This window comes from Microbacterium sp. gxy059, assembly GCF_050958665.1.
Lineage (GTDB): Bacteria > Actinomycetota > Actinomycetes > Actinomycetales > Microbacteriaceae > Microbacterium.
Genome location: NZ_JAMXWT010000001.1, coordinates 91,745 through 107,938, shown reverse-complemented (window position 1 = coordinate 107,938; position 16,194 = coordinate 91,745). Strand labels below are relative to the sequence as shown.

The following is a 16,194-nucleotide window of genomic DNA, read 5'->3' as shown; positions in this document are numbered from 1 at the left end:
CGGCTCCCTCCCGGTCAGACGGCCGTGTAGCCGCCGTCGATCACGATGTCCTGCCCCGTCAGGTACGCCGACGCGTCGGACGCGAGGAAGGCGACCAGCCCGTGGAGGTCCTGGGGCTCGCCCATCCTCCCGACGGGGATCCGCGCGACCCAGTCGCGGGCGAGCTCGGGGTTCTGCTCGGTGAACTGCCGCGTCATGTCGGACAGGAAGTAGCCGGGCGAGATCGAGTTGACCCGGATCCCGCGCGGCGCCCACTCGACGGCGAGCGACGCTCCGAGGTGCGCGACGGCGGCCTTCGACGCGTTGTACGAGGCCTGGCTCTGGGGGACGTTGACGATCGTCCCCGACATCGACGAGACGAACACGGCGCTGCCCCCGAGCCCCGCCTCCAGGAGTCCGCGGCCGAAGGCCTGCGCGGCGAAGAACGTGCCGTCGAGGTTGACCGACATGACGCGCCGCCACTCGGCGGCGGTCACGTCGATCGAGTCGTTCCAGACCGTGATCCCCGCGGCGGTGACGAGCACGCGGGGCGTGCCGAGGCGCTCGGCCGCCTCGGCGAACGCGCGCGCGATGGCAGTCTGATCCGTCACGTCGACGCGGATCCCGACGGCCCCCACGCCGTGCTCGGCGGAGATCCGATCCGCCGAATCCGCCGCCTCCGGGAGGATGTCGAGCAGCGCGATCGGCGCGCCCTGCGCGGCGAGGGCGGAGGCGATCGATAAGCCGAGGCCGCGGGCGCCGCCCGTGACGACGGCGGGGCCGGGGAGGGGGATGTTCATCGTCGAACCGTCCTGTGCGAGGCGTCTGGCGTGCGTGAGAGCACGCTACCCGACGGCGAGGGCGGGCCTCGCGGGGCGGCGCGCCCTCAGGATCCGGGGATCGGCACGCTGTCGACGATCGCACCCGCCCGCCGCCATGCGTCGGCGTCGGGGAAGGCGTCGTCGGTGATGAGGCGGTGCACCTCGCTCGCTGGCAGCACCTGGTGCTGGCCGAAGCCCGCGGCCTTCGACGAGTCGAAGAGCGCGACCGTGCGCGCGGCGGCTCCCGCGAGGGCGCGCTTCGTCTCCGCCTCGGCGAACGACCGCTCCCGCAGGCCGGCGTCCGCCGAGAGCCCCGAGACGCCGAGGAAGGCGCTGTCGATGCGGCCGTATCCGTGCAGCAGCTCGGGAGGGAACCCGACCGTGGAGAACGATGTCCGGCGCAGGCTGCCGCCGAGCAGCACGACGTCGAGGTCGCTCTGCTCGCCGAGCTGCGATGCGACGCGCAGCGAGTTCGTCACGATCGTCGCGTCGGCGCGATCGGCGAGCTCGAGGGCGAGGTAGTAGGCGGTCGACGACGAGTCGAGGGCGATGACGGATCCCGGATCGACGAGCTCGGCCGCGCGCTTGGCGATGGCGCGCTTCGCGGCGGCGTGGTGGCCGAGGCGCAGCGCGAGCGGGCCCTCGCCCGCGGCGCGCAGGCGGGCGCCGCCGCGCACGCGCTCGATGAGGGAGCGGCGCGAGAGGGCGTCGAGGTCCTTGCGGACCGTGACCTCCGAGACGCCCACCCGATCGGCGAGGTCGCGCACGGAGAGCTGCTCCTCGTTCTCGAGCAGGCGCAGGATCCGCTCGCTGCGCGGCTCGGGCGGGGTGGTCATGGTGCCCCAGTCTACCGTTTCGACCGCGAAACGACAGCGGAAGAGATTTCGAAACAAAGAAGAATCGGTTGCGAACGCAACGCTCGCCGTCCTATCGTGGAGCCACTCTCCCGGACCGAAAGGCAGCCATGACCTCTGCTCCCTCCGCCGTCGCCGACCTCATCGCGCGGTCGAACCGCCTCGGCTCCGATCCGAAGAACACGAACTTCGCCGGCGGCAACACGTCGGCCAAGGGCACGGACATCGACCCCGTCACCGGCGAGCCTGTCGAGCTGCTGTGGGTCAAGGGATCCGGCGGCGACCTCGGCACCCTCTCCGAGAGCGGCCTCGCCTGCCTGCGCCTCGACCGGATGCGCGCGCTCGTCGACGTCTACCCCGGCGTCGACCGAGAAGACGAGATGGTCGCCGCGTTCGACTACTGCCTGCACGGCACGGGCGGCGCCGCCCCCTCGATCGACACCGCCATGCACGGGCTCGTCGACGCCGCGCACGTCGACCACCTGCACCCCGACTCGGGCATCGCCATCGCGACGGCCGCGGACGGCGAAGAGCTCACGAGGAAGATCTTCGGCGACGAGGTCGTCTGGGTGCCCTGGCGCCGCCCCGGCTTCCAGCTCGGCCTCGACATCGCCGAGATCAAGAAGGCCAACCCGCAGGCGGTCGGCACGATCCTCGGCGGGCACGGCATCACCGCGTGGGGCGACACGAGCGAGGAGGCGGAGCGCAACTCGCTCTGGATCATCGAGACCGCGCAGAAGCACATCGACGCGCACGGATCCGCCCAGCCGTTCGGATCCGCGCGGCCCGGCTTCGAGCGGCTCCCCGACGCGGAGCGCCGAGCGAAGGCCGCCGCGCTCGCCGCGACCGTCCGCGGCCTCGCCTCGACCGACGCCCCCATGGTCGGCCACTTCGCGGACGACGAGGTCATCACCGACTTCCTGGCCGGCGAGAAGGCCCCCGCGCTCGCCGCGCTGGGGACGAGCTGCCCCGACCACTTCCTGCGCACGAAGGTCACGCCGCTCCTCCTCGACCTGCCCGCCGACGCCCCCGTCGACGAGGCGATCGCGCGCCTGAAGGAGCTGCACGAGACCTACCGCGCCGACTACGCCGCCTACTACGAGCGCCACGCGACCGAGGACAGCCCGGCGATGCGCGGCGCGGATCCCCTCATCGTCCTGGTGCCCGGCGTCGGCATGTTCAGCTACGGCAGGAACAAGCAGACCGCCCGCGTCGCGGGCGAGTTCTACGTCAACGCGATCGGCGTCATGCGCGGCGCCGAGGCGCTCTCGACCTACGCGCCGATCGACGAGGCCGAGAAGTTCCGCATCGAGTACTGGGCGCTCGAGGAAGCGAAGCTGCAGCGCATGCCGAAGCCGAAGAGCCACCAGGGCCGCATCGCCCTCGTCACGGGAGCGGCCAGCGGCATCGGCAAGGCCACCGCGACCCGCCTCGCGAAGGAGGGCGCGTGCGTCGTCGTCGCCGACCTCGACCTCGAGAAGGCGCAGGCCGCCGCGGCCGAGCTCGGCGGTCCAGACGTCGCCGTCGGAGTGGCCGCGAACGTGGCCGACGAGCGGGCCGTGGCCGCCGCGATCGACGAGGCCCTGCTCGCCTTCGGCGGCCTCGACCTCGTCGTCAACAACGCCGGCCTCTCGCTGTCGAAGCCGCTGCTCGAGACCACCGAGCAGGACTGGGACCTGCAGCACGACGTCATGGCGAAGGGATCCTTCCTCGTCTCCAAGGCCGCCGCGAGGCCCCTCATCGAGCAGGGCATGGGAGGCGACATCGTGTACATCTCGTCGAAGAACTCGGTGTTCGCCGGCCCGAACAACATCGCCTACTCCGCGACGAAGGCCGATCAGGCCCACCAGGTGCGTCTCCTCGCCGTCGAGCTCGGCGCGCACGGCGTGCGGGTCAACGGCATCAACCCCGACGGCGTCGTGCGCGGATCCGGCATCTTCGCGGGAGGCTGGGGCGCGCAGCGCGCCGCCACCTACGGGGTGAAGGAGGAGGACCTCGGCCAGTTCTACGCGAACCGCACGATCCTGGGGCGCGAGGTCGTGCCCGAGAACGTCGCCGACGCCGTGTGCGTGCTGACGGGCCCCGAGCTCAGCCGCACCACCGGTCTGCACATCCCCGTCGACTCCGGCGTCGCCCAGGCGTTCCTGCGCTGACCGGCCGCCGGGCCGGGTCGACCGGCCGCCCCGCGGCCATACGCGAGTACACGACGACGTCGTTTTTCAGATGGTCCGCGGCCGGGCCCGCGGGATTCCGCGGTTTCGGGCCGGAAGCGGGAAGAATCGACGTCGTCATGCATCGGGAGGTGCGCACATGAGCTCAGGATCCGTCGTCGCCGTCGACCTCGGCGCTACGAGCGGCCGCGTGATCGTCGGGCGGTTCGACCGCGGCGCGCTCGCGATGGAGACCGCTGGCCGGTTCCCCAACGCGCCCGTGCGCACGCCCAGCGGTCTGCAGTGGGATCTCCTCGCCCTGTACCGCGGCGCGCGGGACGGCCTGCGCGAGGCGTTCCTCGGCGCGGACGAGCTGGCGTCGATCGGCGTGGACTCGTGGGCCGTCGACTACGCGCTGCTGCGCGGCGACCGCCTGCTCGGCGCCCCGTTCCACTACCGCGACGAGCGCACGGCGGAGGGCGTCGAGGCCGTGCACGCCGTCGTGCCCTTCGCCGAGCTCTACGCCCGCAGCGGCCTGCAGCTCCTCCCGTTCACCACCCTCTACCAGCTCGCGTGCGAGCGCCGCGACGGGATGCTCGACCTCGCCGAGCAGATGCTGCTCGTGCCCGACCTGTTCGGCTGGATGCTGACGGGCGAGCGGGTCGCGGAGCGCACCAACGCCTCGACCACGGGCCTCCTCGACGTGCGCACCCGCGAGTGGGATCTCGAGCTCGCCGGTCGCATCGGCGTGCCCGACCGGATCCTGCCGCGCCTCGTCGACCCGGGCGAGCGCATCGGATCCCTCCTCCCGCACGTGGAAGACGAACTGGGCGGATCCGCGCCCGTCGTCGCCGTCGGATCCCACGACACCGCGTCGGCCGTCGTCGCCGTGCCGATGCGGGCCGACCGCGCGGCCTACATCTCGTGCGGCACATGGGGCCTCGTGGGTGTCGAGACGGAGCGGCCCGTGCTCGCCGACGCCGCCCGCGAGGCGAACTTCACGAACGAGGGCGGCGTGGACGGGCGCACGCGCTTCCTGCACAACGTCATGGGCCTGTGGCTGCTGAGCGAGGCGATCCGGCACTGGGAGCGCGAGCCGGGTGCCGAGCGGATCGACCTGCAGCGCCTCCTCGCCGAGGCGGCGCGCGTCGACGGGCCCGTCGGCGTCTTCGACGCGAACGACCCGATGTTCCTGCCTCCGGGGGACATGCCCGGCCGCATCGCGTCCTGGCTCGCAGAGCACGACGAGCCGGTTCCCGCCACCCGCGCGGAGGTCGCCCGGTCGATCGTCGAGAGCCTCGCCGAGGCGTTCGCCCTGGCCGTGCGCCAGGCGTCGGAGCTGTCGGGCGTGGCCGTCGAGACGATCCACATCGTGGGCGGCGGATCCCTCAACGCGCTGCTCTGCCAGCTCACCGCCGACCGGTCGGGGCTTCCCGTCGCGGCGGGGCCTGTTGAGGCCACGGCGATCGGCAACCTGCTCGTGCAGGCGCGCACCGCGGGCCTCGTGGTGGGCGATCTCGACTCCCTGCGCGCGCGGCTCGCCCGCGATCTCGACATCACCCGCTACACCCCCCGGCGCTGACCCGCGCCCCGGCCGTCAGGGCAGGCGCAGGGTGTTCGTGTCGAGATGCTCGCGCGGCATGCGGTCGCGCTTGTAGGTGATCGACGTGTAGCCGTGCGGGGTCGGGCGGCCCGTCTCGTCGACGCTCACGAACACGAGCTTGTCGATCGTGAGGATCCGCTTGCGGGTGATCATGTTGCGCACGACGGCGCGCATGGTGATCGAGGTGCGTCCGAAGTGCGTCGCGATCAGGCCCATCTCGATGAGGTCGCCGAGCTCGGCGGACGCCTGGAAGTCGATCTCGGAGATGAGCTTGGTCACGACGTGGTAGTTGCCCAGCTGGATGATCGCGTAGATCGCCGCTTCCTCGTCGATCCAGCGCAGCAGGCTGCCGCCGAACAGCGACCCGTTCGCGTTGAGATCCTCGGGCCGGACCCACTTGCGGGTGTGGAAGTTGATGTCTCCTTCATCCGCGAGTGCGCTCATGCCCCCAGGGTACGGCGTCGACGAGCCCGTCGCGCGGATCGGGGATCCGGGATCCTTCCCGCGGCGCGTCGGGAAGGCCGTTGCCGGTAGCGTCGTTGCCACACCGGAGAGACGACGAGAAAGGGAGAGTCCTCGTGAGCGACGAGCGAGACGACACGCAGCCGACGACCGGAATGCTGCCCACGGCGACGGGGCTCATCCCGATCCCCACGGGCGTGGTGCGCGTTCCGGACAGCGTGCGCGAGGCGTCGTACGAGACGTCGCACACGCACCCGGGCGATCAGCTCTCCGCGGCTCGCCGCTTCTCGTACGTCCTGCTGCTGGGCGCGCTGACGGCGCTCGGCCCCTTCACGGTCGACCTCTACCTGCCGGCGTTCCCGCTGCTGCAGGCCGAGTTCGACGCGTCCGAGGGCGCCGTGCAGCTGACGCTGACCGGAACGATGGTCGGCTTCGCGCTCGGGCAGCTCATCGTCGGCCCCCTCAGCGACGTGGTGGGCAGGCGGATCCCCCTCCTCACGGCGACGACGCTGCACCTCATCGCGAGCGCCTGCGCGATCTTCGCCCCGAACCTCGCGGTGCTCGGGGCCGCGCGCGTGCTGATGGGCATCGGCGCAGCGGGAGGCGCGGTCGTCGCGATGGCGATGGTGCGCGACCTGTTCGGCGGGCGCCGCCTCGTCGTCATGCTGTCGCGGCTGGCGCTCGTCACCGGCGTCGCCCCCGTGATCGCGCCGCTCATCGGATCCGCGCTGCTCGAGGTCATGCCGTGGCGCGGCATCTTCGTCGTGCTCGCCGGCTACGGGGCGTTCATCCTCGCGTGCGCCCTGTTCGCGCTCCCGGAGACGCGGCCGAAGACCGAGCGGGCGACGGCCGAGAAGGTGTCGATCCGGCACCGCTACCGGGTCGTGTTCACGGATCGGGTGTACGTGGGCGTGCTCGTCATCGGGGCGATGGGGTTCTCGGGCCTGTTCTCGTACCTCTCGTCGTCGTCGTTCCTCTTCCAGCAGGGATACGGCCTCACGACCATGCAGTACGGGCTCGTGTTCGCCGCGAACTCGGTGGGCCTCATCATCGGCAACCAGATCGCGGCGCGCCTCGCGGCCCGCTTCGGGCCCCAGTGGGTGCTCGCGTTCTCGACGGCGGCGCTGCTCGTCTCGGCCATCGCGATCCCGGTCAGCGCGGCGCTCATCGACGGACCGTGGGGCGTGATCGTGCCGCTGTTCTTCTTCATGACCTCCTGCGGCTTCACGTTCCCGTGCGCGCAGGTGCTCGCCCTCGACCGCCACCCCGACGCGGCCGGCACCGCGGCGAGCGTGCTCGGCGCAGCGAACAACGGCATCGCGGGCGTCATCTCGCCGCTCGTCGGCTTCGTCGCCGCGTGGACCGGCGGCATCACGCCCCTGTCCATGTCGTCGATCATGATGGCGTGCTCGGTCGTCGCGATCCTGTCGCTCTGGCTCATCGTGCGCCCGCGCACCCTCGGCCAGCTCGCGGACTGAGGGGCGCCATTCGCGAGCCGGGGAAGCGACCCCGCAGGCTCACCCAAGATGGGGGGAGCCGCTGCGCGGCGCCTCGGATCCGGGCGCGGTCCCGCTCGCGCCCTGCACGGTGACGCGCGCACCGGCGGGCGACCTGTCGGGATCGCTTGACGTCCGAGGGTGCTCGCCCGCCAGACCCGAGCCAGCGCTCGAATCCGAGGCACCGCTCCGCTATCCCGAGCGGGCGCGCCGCTCGCGTGCGTCTCCAGCATGGCTCGCGTGCGTCTCCAGCATGGCTCGCGTGCGTCTCCAGCATGGCTCGCGAGTGGCGCAGGTTCTCGCGAGTGGCGCAGGAATGCGGGCTGATATCTGCGCCGTTCGCGAGTTCCTGCGCCACTCGCGAGGAGTGCGGGTCGGGGTGTGTACGGGCGGGCGAGGTCGCGGCCGACTCGTGGTCAGGCCTCCCTCAGCGCCGCCGCGGGGGAGCGGGATCCTCGTCGTCCTCGTCGAGCATCGCTCGGATGGGCGTCGTCTGCGCGCCGGCGTCGCTGAACTCCTCGGGCGCGACCGTCGGCGTGACCACCGTGATGGGGCGGGTCTCGTCGATCGTGAACGCGAGGAAGCCGGTGTCGCCGTCGGGGCGGTGCAGCCGCCCGGAGGCGACGAGCCAGATGCCGCCGATCACCGCCGAGGCGATGCCCGAGACGCCGCCCGCGACGATCGCCGCCCGCGGCCCCCACGCGTCGGCGAGGAAGCCGATGACGGGGGCGCCGACGGGCGTGGATCCCATGATCACCGCCATGTAGAGCGCCATGACGCGGCCGCGGAGGGCGGGATCCGTCGTCGTCTGGACGAAGCCGTTCGCGGTGGTCAGCATCGTCACGCTCGCGAAGCCGACGAGCACGCAGACCGCCGCGTAGGAGAGGTAGCTCGGCATCATCGCCGACACGATGAGGGCGATGCCGAAGGCGCCGGCCGCCGCGATGACGACGCGCAGCCGCGCCCGGTCGCGCCGCGCGGCCATGAGCGCGCCGGCGAGGGATCCGACCGCGAGCGTCGAGCTGAGCAGGCCGTAGCCGTCGGCGTCTCGGCCGAACTCGACGGCCATTGTCGACGCGTAGATCGGGAAGTTGAGGCCGAACGCGCCGACGAGGAACGCGATCGCGAACGTCACGAGCAGGTCGGCTCGGCCGCGCACGTAGCGGAACCCGTCGGCGAGGCGTCCCGTGCCGGATCCCTTCTTGGCGCGCGGCTGCAGCTCGTCGCGGTGCATGGCGAGGAGCGCGGTGAGCATGGCGAGGAAGGTCAGCGCGTTGACGACGAACACCCATCCGCTGCCCAGCGCGATGAGCAGCAGGCTGCCGACCGCGGGGCCGATGAGGCGGGCCATGTTGAACGACGCCGAGTTGAGCGCCACGGCGTTCGAGGCGTGCGAACGGCCCACGATGTCGGTGACGAACGCCTGTCGTGCGGGGCTGTCGAACGCGTTGACGACGCCGAATGCGACGGCGAGGGCGAGCATCATCGGCAGCGTGAGCACGTCGAGCAGCAGGAGGACGCCGATGACGACGGACAGCACGCCGAGCAGCGACTGCGTCACCATCAGCATCTTCCGCCGGTCGAACCGGTCGGCGGCCCATCCGGTGAGGCTCACGAGCACGAGCGGGGGACCGAACTGGCAGGCCATGGTGATGCCCACCGCGGTGGCGTCGTGGTCGGTCAGCTCGGTCAGCACCACCCAGTCCTGAGCGGTCGCCTGCATCCACGCGCCCACGTTCGAGATGAGCGCCCCGAGGAACCAGAGCCGGTAGTTGAACAGTCCGAGCGAGCGGAACATCGCCTTCATCGGTGCACCTCCCGCAGGATGATCTGCGCGGCGTCGTGCAGGGTGCGGCGGTCGTCGTCGTCGAGGTCGGCGAGGATCCGCGCGAGCCAGGTGTCTCGGCGCTCGACGGTGCCGTCGACCACGGCGGACCCCTCCTCCGTGATGGCGATGCGCACGCGCCGCCGGTCCTCGCTGTCGGCGACCCGGGTCACGTAGCCGCCCTCCTCGAGGCAGTTGACCGTGCGGTTCATGGACGGCGCGGTGACCCCGTCGCGCTCCGCGAGGGCGCCGAGGGTGTGCGGGCCGTGCAGGTGCAGGGCGACGAGCACGGCGAACTGGCCGTCGGAGATCGTGTCGTCTGCGCGCTGCTGGCGCAGGCGGCGGGCGAGGCGCATCGTGGCGGCGCGCAGCTCCGCGGCCTCTTCGGAGAGGGAGTTTTCGTTAGCCATTCGAATATTTAGTATAGCTTACTTTTCGTGTGGGGTGGCGGCCCGCGCGCCCTGAGCATCTCGGAATCGGCCCGGTGTCTCGGGGAGCTGCGGGGATCCGTGGGATCTCGGCGGATGTCGAGACGTTCGGGCGAGGGCAGAGGCGGGGCATGTCTCGCGAGAGACGGGAACGGGCGTGGCCTTCCCGCCGGAATCGAGACATGGTGGATCCCACATCGGTGTTCTGAGCGTCTCGGAATCGGCCCGGCGTCTCGGGGATCTGCGCGGATCCGTGGGATCTCGGCGGATGTCGAGACATTCGGGCGAGGGCAGAGGCGGGGCATGTCTCGCGAGAGGCGGGAACGGGCGTGGCTTTCCCGCCGGAATCGAGACATGCTCGGCGCGCACGGCGTGCACCGGGGGTCGAGACATGGCGGGGCGCGGGCGCCGGTAGGCTCGCGTGCATGCCCGAGCTCGTCGACCGACACGGCGTCACGATCGTCTACGACCGCACGGATCCCGCGGGCGCGCCGCGGGGAGTCGTGCAGCTGCTGCACGGGGTGGGGGAGCACGCCGGCCGCTACGCCGAGACCGTCGCCGCGCTCGCGGGATCCGGCTGGATCGTCTACGCCGACGACCATCGCGGGCACGGCCGCACCGGCATGCGGCAGCACGGATCCGCCGACGCTCTCGCGCGCCTCGGCGCCGGCGGGCACGCCGCGGCCGTCGACGCGGTGCACCTCGTCACCGACGTCGCCCGCGCCGAGCACCCCGATCTGCCGCGCGTGCTCGTCGGGCACTCGTGGGGATCCTTCCTCGCGCAGATCCTCTTCGAGCGCTTCCCGGCCGAGTACGACGGGGTCGTGCTCATCGGATCCGCCCTCCGCTGGCCAGGCGACCTCAACGCCGGCGACCTCAACGCCCGGTGGAAGGGGCCGGACGCGAACGGGGTGGAGTGGATCAGCGAGGATCCCGAGGTGCAGAGGGGGTTCCTCGAGGATCCGCTCACGACCACGACGCCGCTCGCGAAGGCCTTCGGCCCGTGGAACGCGGCGCAGCTGTTCGGGCGGCCGGGCCGCGGGCTGCGCGAGCGGGCCGGCCGCGACGTGCCGATCCTCGCGATGGTCGGCCGCGACGACCCGGTCGGCGGGCCGCGATCCGTCTTCCGCCTCGCCGACGCCTACCGCCGCCGCAGCGGATTCTCCGGCGTCACGACGCTCGTGTTCGACGGCCGCCACGAGATCCTCAACGGCTTCGAGAAGGAGCACGTGCGCGCCTGCCTCGCCGCCTGGCTCGACGCGCGCTGGCCCGCCTGAGCGAGGCGCCCCGACCGCGCGCCGTCCCGGGCGCCGCGCACCGCGCGGAGATCGCGCCCTCCCCGGGAGCACGCGCGCCGCTTCCGCCCTCGCCCGAGCGTCTCGAAATGCGCCGAGATCGCACGGATTCACGCAGATCCCCGAGATAGCGGGCCGATTTCGAGATGCTCGGGATGCTGGCTAGCGCCCCGCCATCTCGCGATCCCCGCGGGATGGTCGCACCCGCTCCTGCTCCTCGTGCGATGCGCACCGCCGGGAAGTCGCGCCCCCGGGAGCCCGCACCCCGCTCCCACCCCCGGCCTGAGCGTCTCGGAATCCGCCGAGATCGCATGGATCCATGCAGATCCTCGAGATGCCGAGCGGATCTCGAGATGCTCGGCATCCCGGATCCGGCGCCCCACCCGGTCTCGGCTCCCGCGCTCGCTCCCGCCTCTCGTGGGACGCGCGCCGCGCCGCCCCACGGCGGACGCCGGAGGTGCCACACTGAGGGCACGCGCGGCCACCGGGCGCGGCGCCATCCCCGTCGCGTCGGCCGCCGGAGAGCGAGGAGAAGTTCATGGGATTCATCGGCTTTCTGCTCCTGGGCCTGATCGCGGGCGCGATCGCGAAGCTCATCCTGCCCGGCAGACAGGGCGGCGGGTGGTTCGTCACCCTGCTGCTCGGCGTCGTCGGCGCGATGGTGGGCGGCTGGCTGGGCGGCGTCATCTTCGACGTGGGCCTCGACTCGTTCTTCTCCCTGTCGACCTGGCTGCTCGCGATCGGCGGATCGCTCGTCGTCCTGCTGATCTGGGGGATCTTCGCCGGTCGCAGCGCGAAGAAGGAGTGACGCCCCGCTGACCACGGCCCGCGGGGATCCGGCGACGCGTTCGCCGGATCCCCGCGGGCTCGTCTGTCAGACGTGCGCCGTAGGCTGGGATCATGCACGGCGAATACAAGGTGCCAGGCGGCAAGCTCGTGGTGGTCGACCTCGAGACCGCGGGCGGAGTCATCACCGAGTTCGCGCTGGCGGGCGACTTCTTCCTCGAGCCCGACGACGCCCTCCTCGACATCAACCGCGCCGTCGTCGGCCTGCCCGAGACGGCCGACGTGCCGACGATCGCGTCGGCGATCCGGCACGCGCTGCCCGAGGGGGCGCAGCTGCTCGGCTTCACGCCCGAGTCGGTCGGCACGGCCGTGCGCCGCGCGCTCGTGACGGCGTCGACGTGGAGCGACTTCGACTGGCAGATCGTGCGCGACCCGGCCGTGTCGCCCCTCATGAACCTCGCGCTCGACGAGGTGCTCACGCAGCGCGTCGGCGACGGCCTGCGCGCCCCCACCCTGCGCATCTGGGAGTGGGACCGCTCCGCCGTGGTGATCGGATCCTTCCAGTCGCTGCGCAACGAGGTCGACCCCGAGGGCGCCGCGAAGCACGGGTTCGACGTCGTGCGCCGCATCTCGGGCGGCGGCGCGATGATGATGGGCGCCGGCCAGATCATCACGTACTCGCTCTACGCGCCCGCGTCGCTCGTCGCGGGGCTGACGTTCGCCGACTCGTACGCCTTCCTCGACGACTGGGTGCTGCAGGCGCTGCGCTCGGTCGGCATCGAGGCCAGCTATCAGCCGCTCAACGACATCACGAGCCCGCACGGCAAGATCGGCGGGGCGGCGCAGAAGCGCCTCGCCAACGGCGGCATCCTGCACCACGCCACCCTCAGCTACGACATCGACGGCCAGGTCATGACCGAGGTGCTGCGCATCGGCCGCGAGAAGCTCAGCGACAAGGGCACGACGTCGGCGGCCAAGCGTGTGGATCCGATCCGCAGCCAGACGGGCATGTCGCGCGACGACATCATCGAGGCGTTCATGGGCGAGTTCCGCCGGTTCACGGGCGCCGAGACCGGCCACGTGACCGAGCAGGAGCTCGCCGCGGCCGAGGAGCTCGTGCGCACGAAGTTCTCGACCGAGCAGTGGCTGCGTCGGGTTCCGTGACCCCGGCCGAGTCGTCGTCGGGCCCGAAGCGCCAGGCGGCGGCGCCGGTCGCGATCCACCACGGCGACAACCTCGAGGTCACGGCGAAGCTGCCCGACGGCGCCTTCACCATGATCTACCTCGATCCGCCGTTCAACACGGGACGCAAGCGGCAGCACACGACGCAGAAGGTGCGGCACGCGCCCGACGCGATCGCCCTCGACGACGTCCCCGACGCCCCCGAGGGCGCGCTGTTCGGCGACGAGTTCCTCGACGCCACCGAGAACCCCATCTGGGGCGGGTTCCACGGCCGCAGGTACGAGCGGATCCGCAAGACCCTCACGACGTTCGATGACCGGTTCGACGACTACTGGGCGTTCCTCGAGCCGCGGCTCAGCGAGGCGTGGCGGCTGCTCGCCGACGACGGCACCCTGTACCTGCACCTCGACTACCGCGAGGCGCACTACGCGAAGGTCATGCTCGACGCGGTCTTCGGCCGCGAGTGCTTCCTCAACGAGATCGTGTGGGCGTACGACTACGGCGCGAAGAGCCGGTCGCGCTGGCCCACGAAGCACGACACGATCCTCGTGTACGTGAAGGATCCCGAGAAGTACTTCTTCGACTCCGACGCGGTCGACCGCGAGCCCTACATGGCGCCGGGGCTCGTCGACGCCGAGAAGGCGGCGCGCGGCAAGCTCCCGACCGACGTGTGGTGGCACACGATCGTGCCGACGAGCGGATCCGAGCGCACGGGGTATCCCACGCAGAAGCCCGAGGGCATCCTCGCGCGCATGATCCAGGCGTCGACCCGGCCAGGCGACCGGGTGCTCGACTTCTTCGCGGGGAGCGGCACGACGGGCGCGGTGGCGTCGCGACTCGGCCGGCAGGCGGTGCTCGTCGACGGCAGCCCGCGCGCGATCGAGGTCATGCAGAAGCGCATGCCCCACGCGATCGTCATCCGGTAGGGGTCAGCGGGCCTCGCGACGGCCGGCGCGCGCGGCGAAGCGGTCGATGGCACCGAGCACCTCGTCGCTGCGCCAGAACGGGCCGAGGCGGTGCTCCGACTTCGAGAGCAGGATCCCCGCATCGACCAGCGAACGCAGCGGGGGGTAGACGTTGGGGCGCTGCACGCCGAGCTCGGCGGCGGCCGTCGCGGCGTCGAGCACGGGGCGGCGGGTGAGCACGTCGAGCAGGAGCCACGCGTTGCTCGACCGTCGCGCGGTGAGACGGGTCTCCCACGAGGCGCGGATCTCGTCGACTTCGGTGACGAGCGTCCGGGCGTTCTCCACCGCGCGCAGGGCGGCGTGTGCGAACGAGAGGATGATCGGATCCACGTCGCCCTGTCGGTACGCGGTCAGGGCGCGGTGATATCCCTCGACGTCGGCGAGCAGGCCGGCCGAGACAGGCACGGCGACGTTCCTCGTCACGCCGCGATGGGCGAGGACGGCCTGCGCGAAGGCGCGCCCCGTGCGGCCGTTCCCGTCGGTGAACGGGTGGATGGTCTCGAACTGGGCGTGCGCGATCGCGACCGACACGAGCTCCGGCACGTCGGTGCGCGCCGCGAACCCCACCACGTCGTCGATCAGCGACGGGATGCGGGAGTGATGCGGCGCGACGTACTCGGCGCCGACCGGGGAGTCGGAGCGCGTGCCGATCCACACGGCCTCGTCGCGCCACTCGCCCGGTGTGTGGCGCGGCTGCGATTCCATGAGCACGCGGTGCATCTCGCGGAGGGCCTCCGCGGAGAGGCCGTCGGCGAGGCCCAGCGCGGCGCCCAGCGCCCGGGTATTCGCGGCGATCTGCTCCGCGTTCCGGCTTCCGCGCGCCCCCAGTTCGGCGCTGAAGATCGCCCGCGCGCTCGCCGTGAGGTTCTCGATCTGCGACGACGACGCGGCCTCCGAGCGCAGGAAAACCGGCGAGAACGAGGCGACGCGGGCGCCGCTCTCGGCGTCGAAGCGACTGAGCTCGAGCGTCGCGCGCTGGGCGATCGCGAGCGTCTCGGGCGAGGGGGCGGGGGTGAGTCGCGCGATGAACGGGGGGACCGCGGCTTCATAGGGGCGGCGTCGCGGATCTCCGGGGACGGCGGCGGAGGGCTCCCACACGAGCATCTCGTGCGCGATCGGAGGCCAGGAGGAAGCGTCCGCGCTGCTCATACGCATGTCCTTCGGAATTATGGGCAACTGAGTTACTCATAATAGCGGCGGTGTCGATGGTGCGTCACCATCCGCGTCGTACCCCGCCGCTACTCTGGCGGCATGAGCATGCGCTTCGGAACCTTCCTGCCCCAGGGGTGGCGATTCGACCTCGTGAACATCGATCCGGCCGAGCAGTGGGACACGATGCGCCGTCTCGCGCAGCGCGCCGACGCCGGTCCGTGGGAGTCGCTGTGGGTCTACGACCACTTCCACACGACGCCGGTCCCCAGCGACGAGGCGACGCACGAGGCGTGGACGCTCATGTCGGCCTTCGCGGCGTCGACGAGTCGGATCCGGCTCGGCCAGATGTGCACGTGCATGGGCTATCGCAACCCGGCGTACCTCGCGAAGGTCGCCGCCACCGTCGACCACGTGTCGGCTGGTCGTCTCGAGATGGGCATCGGCGGCGGGTGGTACGAGCACGAGTGGCGCGCCTACGGCTACGGCTTCCCCGCGATCGGCGACCGCCTCCGGGCGCTCCGCGAGGGCGTGGAGATCATGAAGCAGGCGTGGGAGACGGGGTCCGCGACGCTCGATGGACGCTACTTCCAGGTCGATGGCGCGATCGTGCGCCCGCGCCCGATCCAGCAGCCGGGCATCCCGTTCTGGATCTCGGGCGGCGGCGAGAAGGTCACGCTGAAGATCGCGGCGCAGTACGCGCAGTACACGAACTTCGCGGGCGGCGACCTCGATGTGTTCCGGCAGAAGGACGCGATCTTCCGCGGACACTGCGACGCGCTCGGCCGCGACCACAGCGACGTCGTGCGCTCGACGACCGTGCACACCGTCGTGGGCGAGACGGAGGCCGAGGTCGACGACCGACTCGCGCGCATCGCCGACCGGGTGAAGCCGTTCGTCGGCGACGAGCTCGAGCGCTTCATGGGCTACATGAAGAAGGGATCCACGGGCGTCGGCACCGTCGAGCAGGTCGCGGAGCGCCTCGCCGCGCTGCAGGATGCCGGCCTCGGATACGCGATCGCGAACTTCGCGGAGATGGCCTACGACACGTCGGGCGTCGAGCTGTTCGAGCAGAAGGTCATCCCCGAGCTGGCGTAGGGCGCCCGCGCCCACCCGTTCGACCGGAGATCTCGCGAACGCCGGACGGATTCCGCCGAATCTCTCCGGTGTTCGCGGGATCCCCGGCGGACGCGGTGATC

14 protein-coding genes are annotated in these 16,194 nt (G+C 71.7%); 8 read left to right on the top strand and 6 right to left on the bottom strand.

The window, feature by feature from the left end:
* Positions 1-14: 14 nt before the first annotated feature.
* Both NHL53_RS00410 and NHL53_RS00405 read right to left on the bottom strand, forming a co-directional pair.
* Positions 15-779 carry an SDR family oxidoreductase gene (locus NHL53_RS00410; RefSeq protein ID WP_433774017.1) on the bottom strand — a complete coding sequence of 255 codons (765 nt, stop codon included), beginning with the start codon at positions 777-779 and terminating at the stop codon, positions 15-17.
* A gap of 86 nt (positions 780-865) precedes the next feature.
* Entirely contained in the window at positions 866-1,636 is a 771-nt protein-coding gene (locus tag NHL53_RS00405; protein WP_433774015.1) for a DeoR/GlpR family DNA-binding transcription regulator, read from the bottom strand.
* A gap of 128 nt (positions 1,637-1,764) precedes the next feature.
* Between NHL53_RS00405 and NHL53_RS00400 the strand changes: the two genes are divergently transcribed.
* Positions 1,765-3,807: a bifunctional aldolase/short-chain dehydrogenase gene (locus tag NHL53_RS00400; protein WP_433774013.1), complete on the top strand. Its 2,043-nt coding sequence runs from the start codon at positions 1,765-1,767 to the stop codon at positions 3,805-3,807.
* 157 nt (positions 3,808-3,964) lie between these two features.
* A complete protein-coding gene (locus NHL53_RS00395) occupies positions 3,965-5,386 on the top strand; it encodes a rhamnulokinase (RefSeq protein WP_433774011.1) in 1,422 nt (473 codons plus the stop codon).
* Between the two features lie 15 nt (positions 5,387-5,401).
* On the opposite strand, the gene NHL53_RS00390 is transcribed toward NHL53_RS00395, so the two are convergent.
* Positions 5,402-5,851, bottom strand: coding sequence for an acyl-CoA thioesterase (locus NHL53_RS00390; protein ID WP_433774009.1), 450 nt, complete (start codon positions 5,849-5,851; stop codon positions 5,402-5,404).
* A 134-nt stretch (positions 5,852-5,985) separates the two neighbouring features.
* On the opposite strand from NHL53_RS00390, the gene NHL53_RS00385 reads away from it, so the two are divergent.
* Positions 5,986-7,347, top strand: a complete 1,362-nt coding sequence (locus NHL53_RS00385; RefSeq protein WP_433774007.1) for a multidrug effflux MFS transporter — start codon at positions 5,986-5,988, stop codon at positions 7,345-7,347.
* A gap of 445 nt (positions 7,348-7,792) precedes the next feature.
* On the opposite strand, the gene NHL53_RS00380 is transcribed toward NHL53_RS00385, so the two are convergent.
* Both NHL53_RS00380 and NHL53_RS00375 read right to left on the bottom strand, forming a co-directional pair.
* A complete protein-coding gene (locus tag NHL53_RS00380; protein ID WP_433774426.1) occupies positions 7,793-9,163 on the bottom strand; it encodes an MFS transporter in 1,371 nt (456 codons plus the stop codon).
* Between the two features lie 5 nt (positions 9,164-9,168).
* Positions 9,169-9,600 carry a MarR family transcriptional regulator gene (locus NHL53_RS00375; protein WP_433774005.1) on the bottom strand — a complete coding sequence of 144 codons (432 nt, stop codon included), beginning with the start codon at positions 9,598-9,600 and terminating at the stop codon, positions 9,169-9,171.
* 443 nt (positions 9,601-10,043) lie between these two features.
* Between NHL53_RS00375 and NHL53_RS00370 the strand changes: the two genes are divergently transcribed.
* The 4 genes from NHL53_RS00370 (at position 10,044) to NHL53_RS00355 (ending at position 13,807) form a co-directional block, all read left to right on the top strand.
* Positions 10,044-10,895, top strand: coding sequence for an alpha/beta fold hydrolase (locus NHL53_RS00370; RefSeq protein ID WP_433774003.1), 852 nt, complete (start codon positions 10,044-10,046; stop codon positions 10,893-10,895).
* A gap of 556 nt (positions 10,896-11,451) precedes the next feature.
* A complete protein-coding gene (locus tag NHL53_RS00365; RefSeq protein ID WP_433774001.1) occupies positions 11,452-11,721 on the top strand; it encodes a GlsB/YeaQ/YmgE family stress response membrane protein in 270 nt (89 codons plus the stop codon).
* A 92-nt stretch (positions 11,722-11,813) separates the two neighbouring features.
* Complete coding sequence (locus NHL53_RS00360; protein ID WP_433773999.1) at positions 11,814-12,863, top strand: lipoate--protein ligase family protein; 1,050 nt, start codon at positions 11,814-11,816, stop codon at positions 12,861-12,863.
* Complete coding sequence (locus tag NHL53_RS00355; protein WP_433773997.1) at positions 12,860-13,807, top strand: DNA-methyltransferase; 948 nt, start codon at positions 12,860-12,862, stop codon at positions 13,805-13,807. Before NHL53_RS00360 ends, NHL53_RS00355 begins: the two co-directional genes overlap by 4 nt.
* Before the next feature lie 3 nt (positions 13,808-13,810).
* Here NHL53_RS00355 and NHL53_RS00350 read toward each other — a convergent pair whose 3' ends face one another.
* Entirely contained in the window at positions 13,811-14,995 is a 1,185-nt protein-coding gene (locus NHL53_RS00350) for a Fic family protein (protein WP_433773995.1), read from the bottom strand.
* A gap of 108 nt (positions 14,996-15,103) precedes the next feature.
* Here NHL53_RS00350 and NHL53_RS00345 point away from each other — a divergent pair, with 108 nt between their 5' ends.
* Positions 15,104-16,093 (top strand): LLM class F420-dependent oxidoreductase, encoded by a 990-nt coding sequence (locus NHL53_RS00345; protein WP_433774424.1) that lies wholly within the window; start codon positions 15,104-15,106, stop codon positions 16,091-16,093.
* The last annotated feature ends 101 nt before the right edge of the window (positions 16,094-16,194 follow it).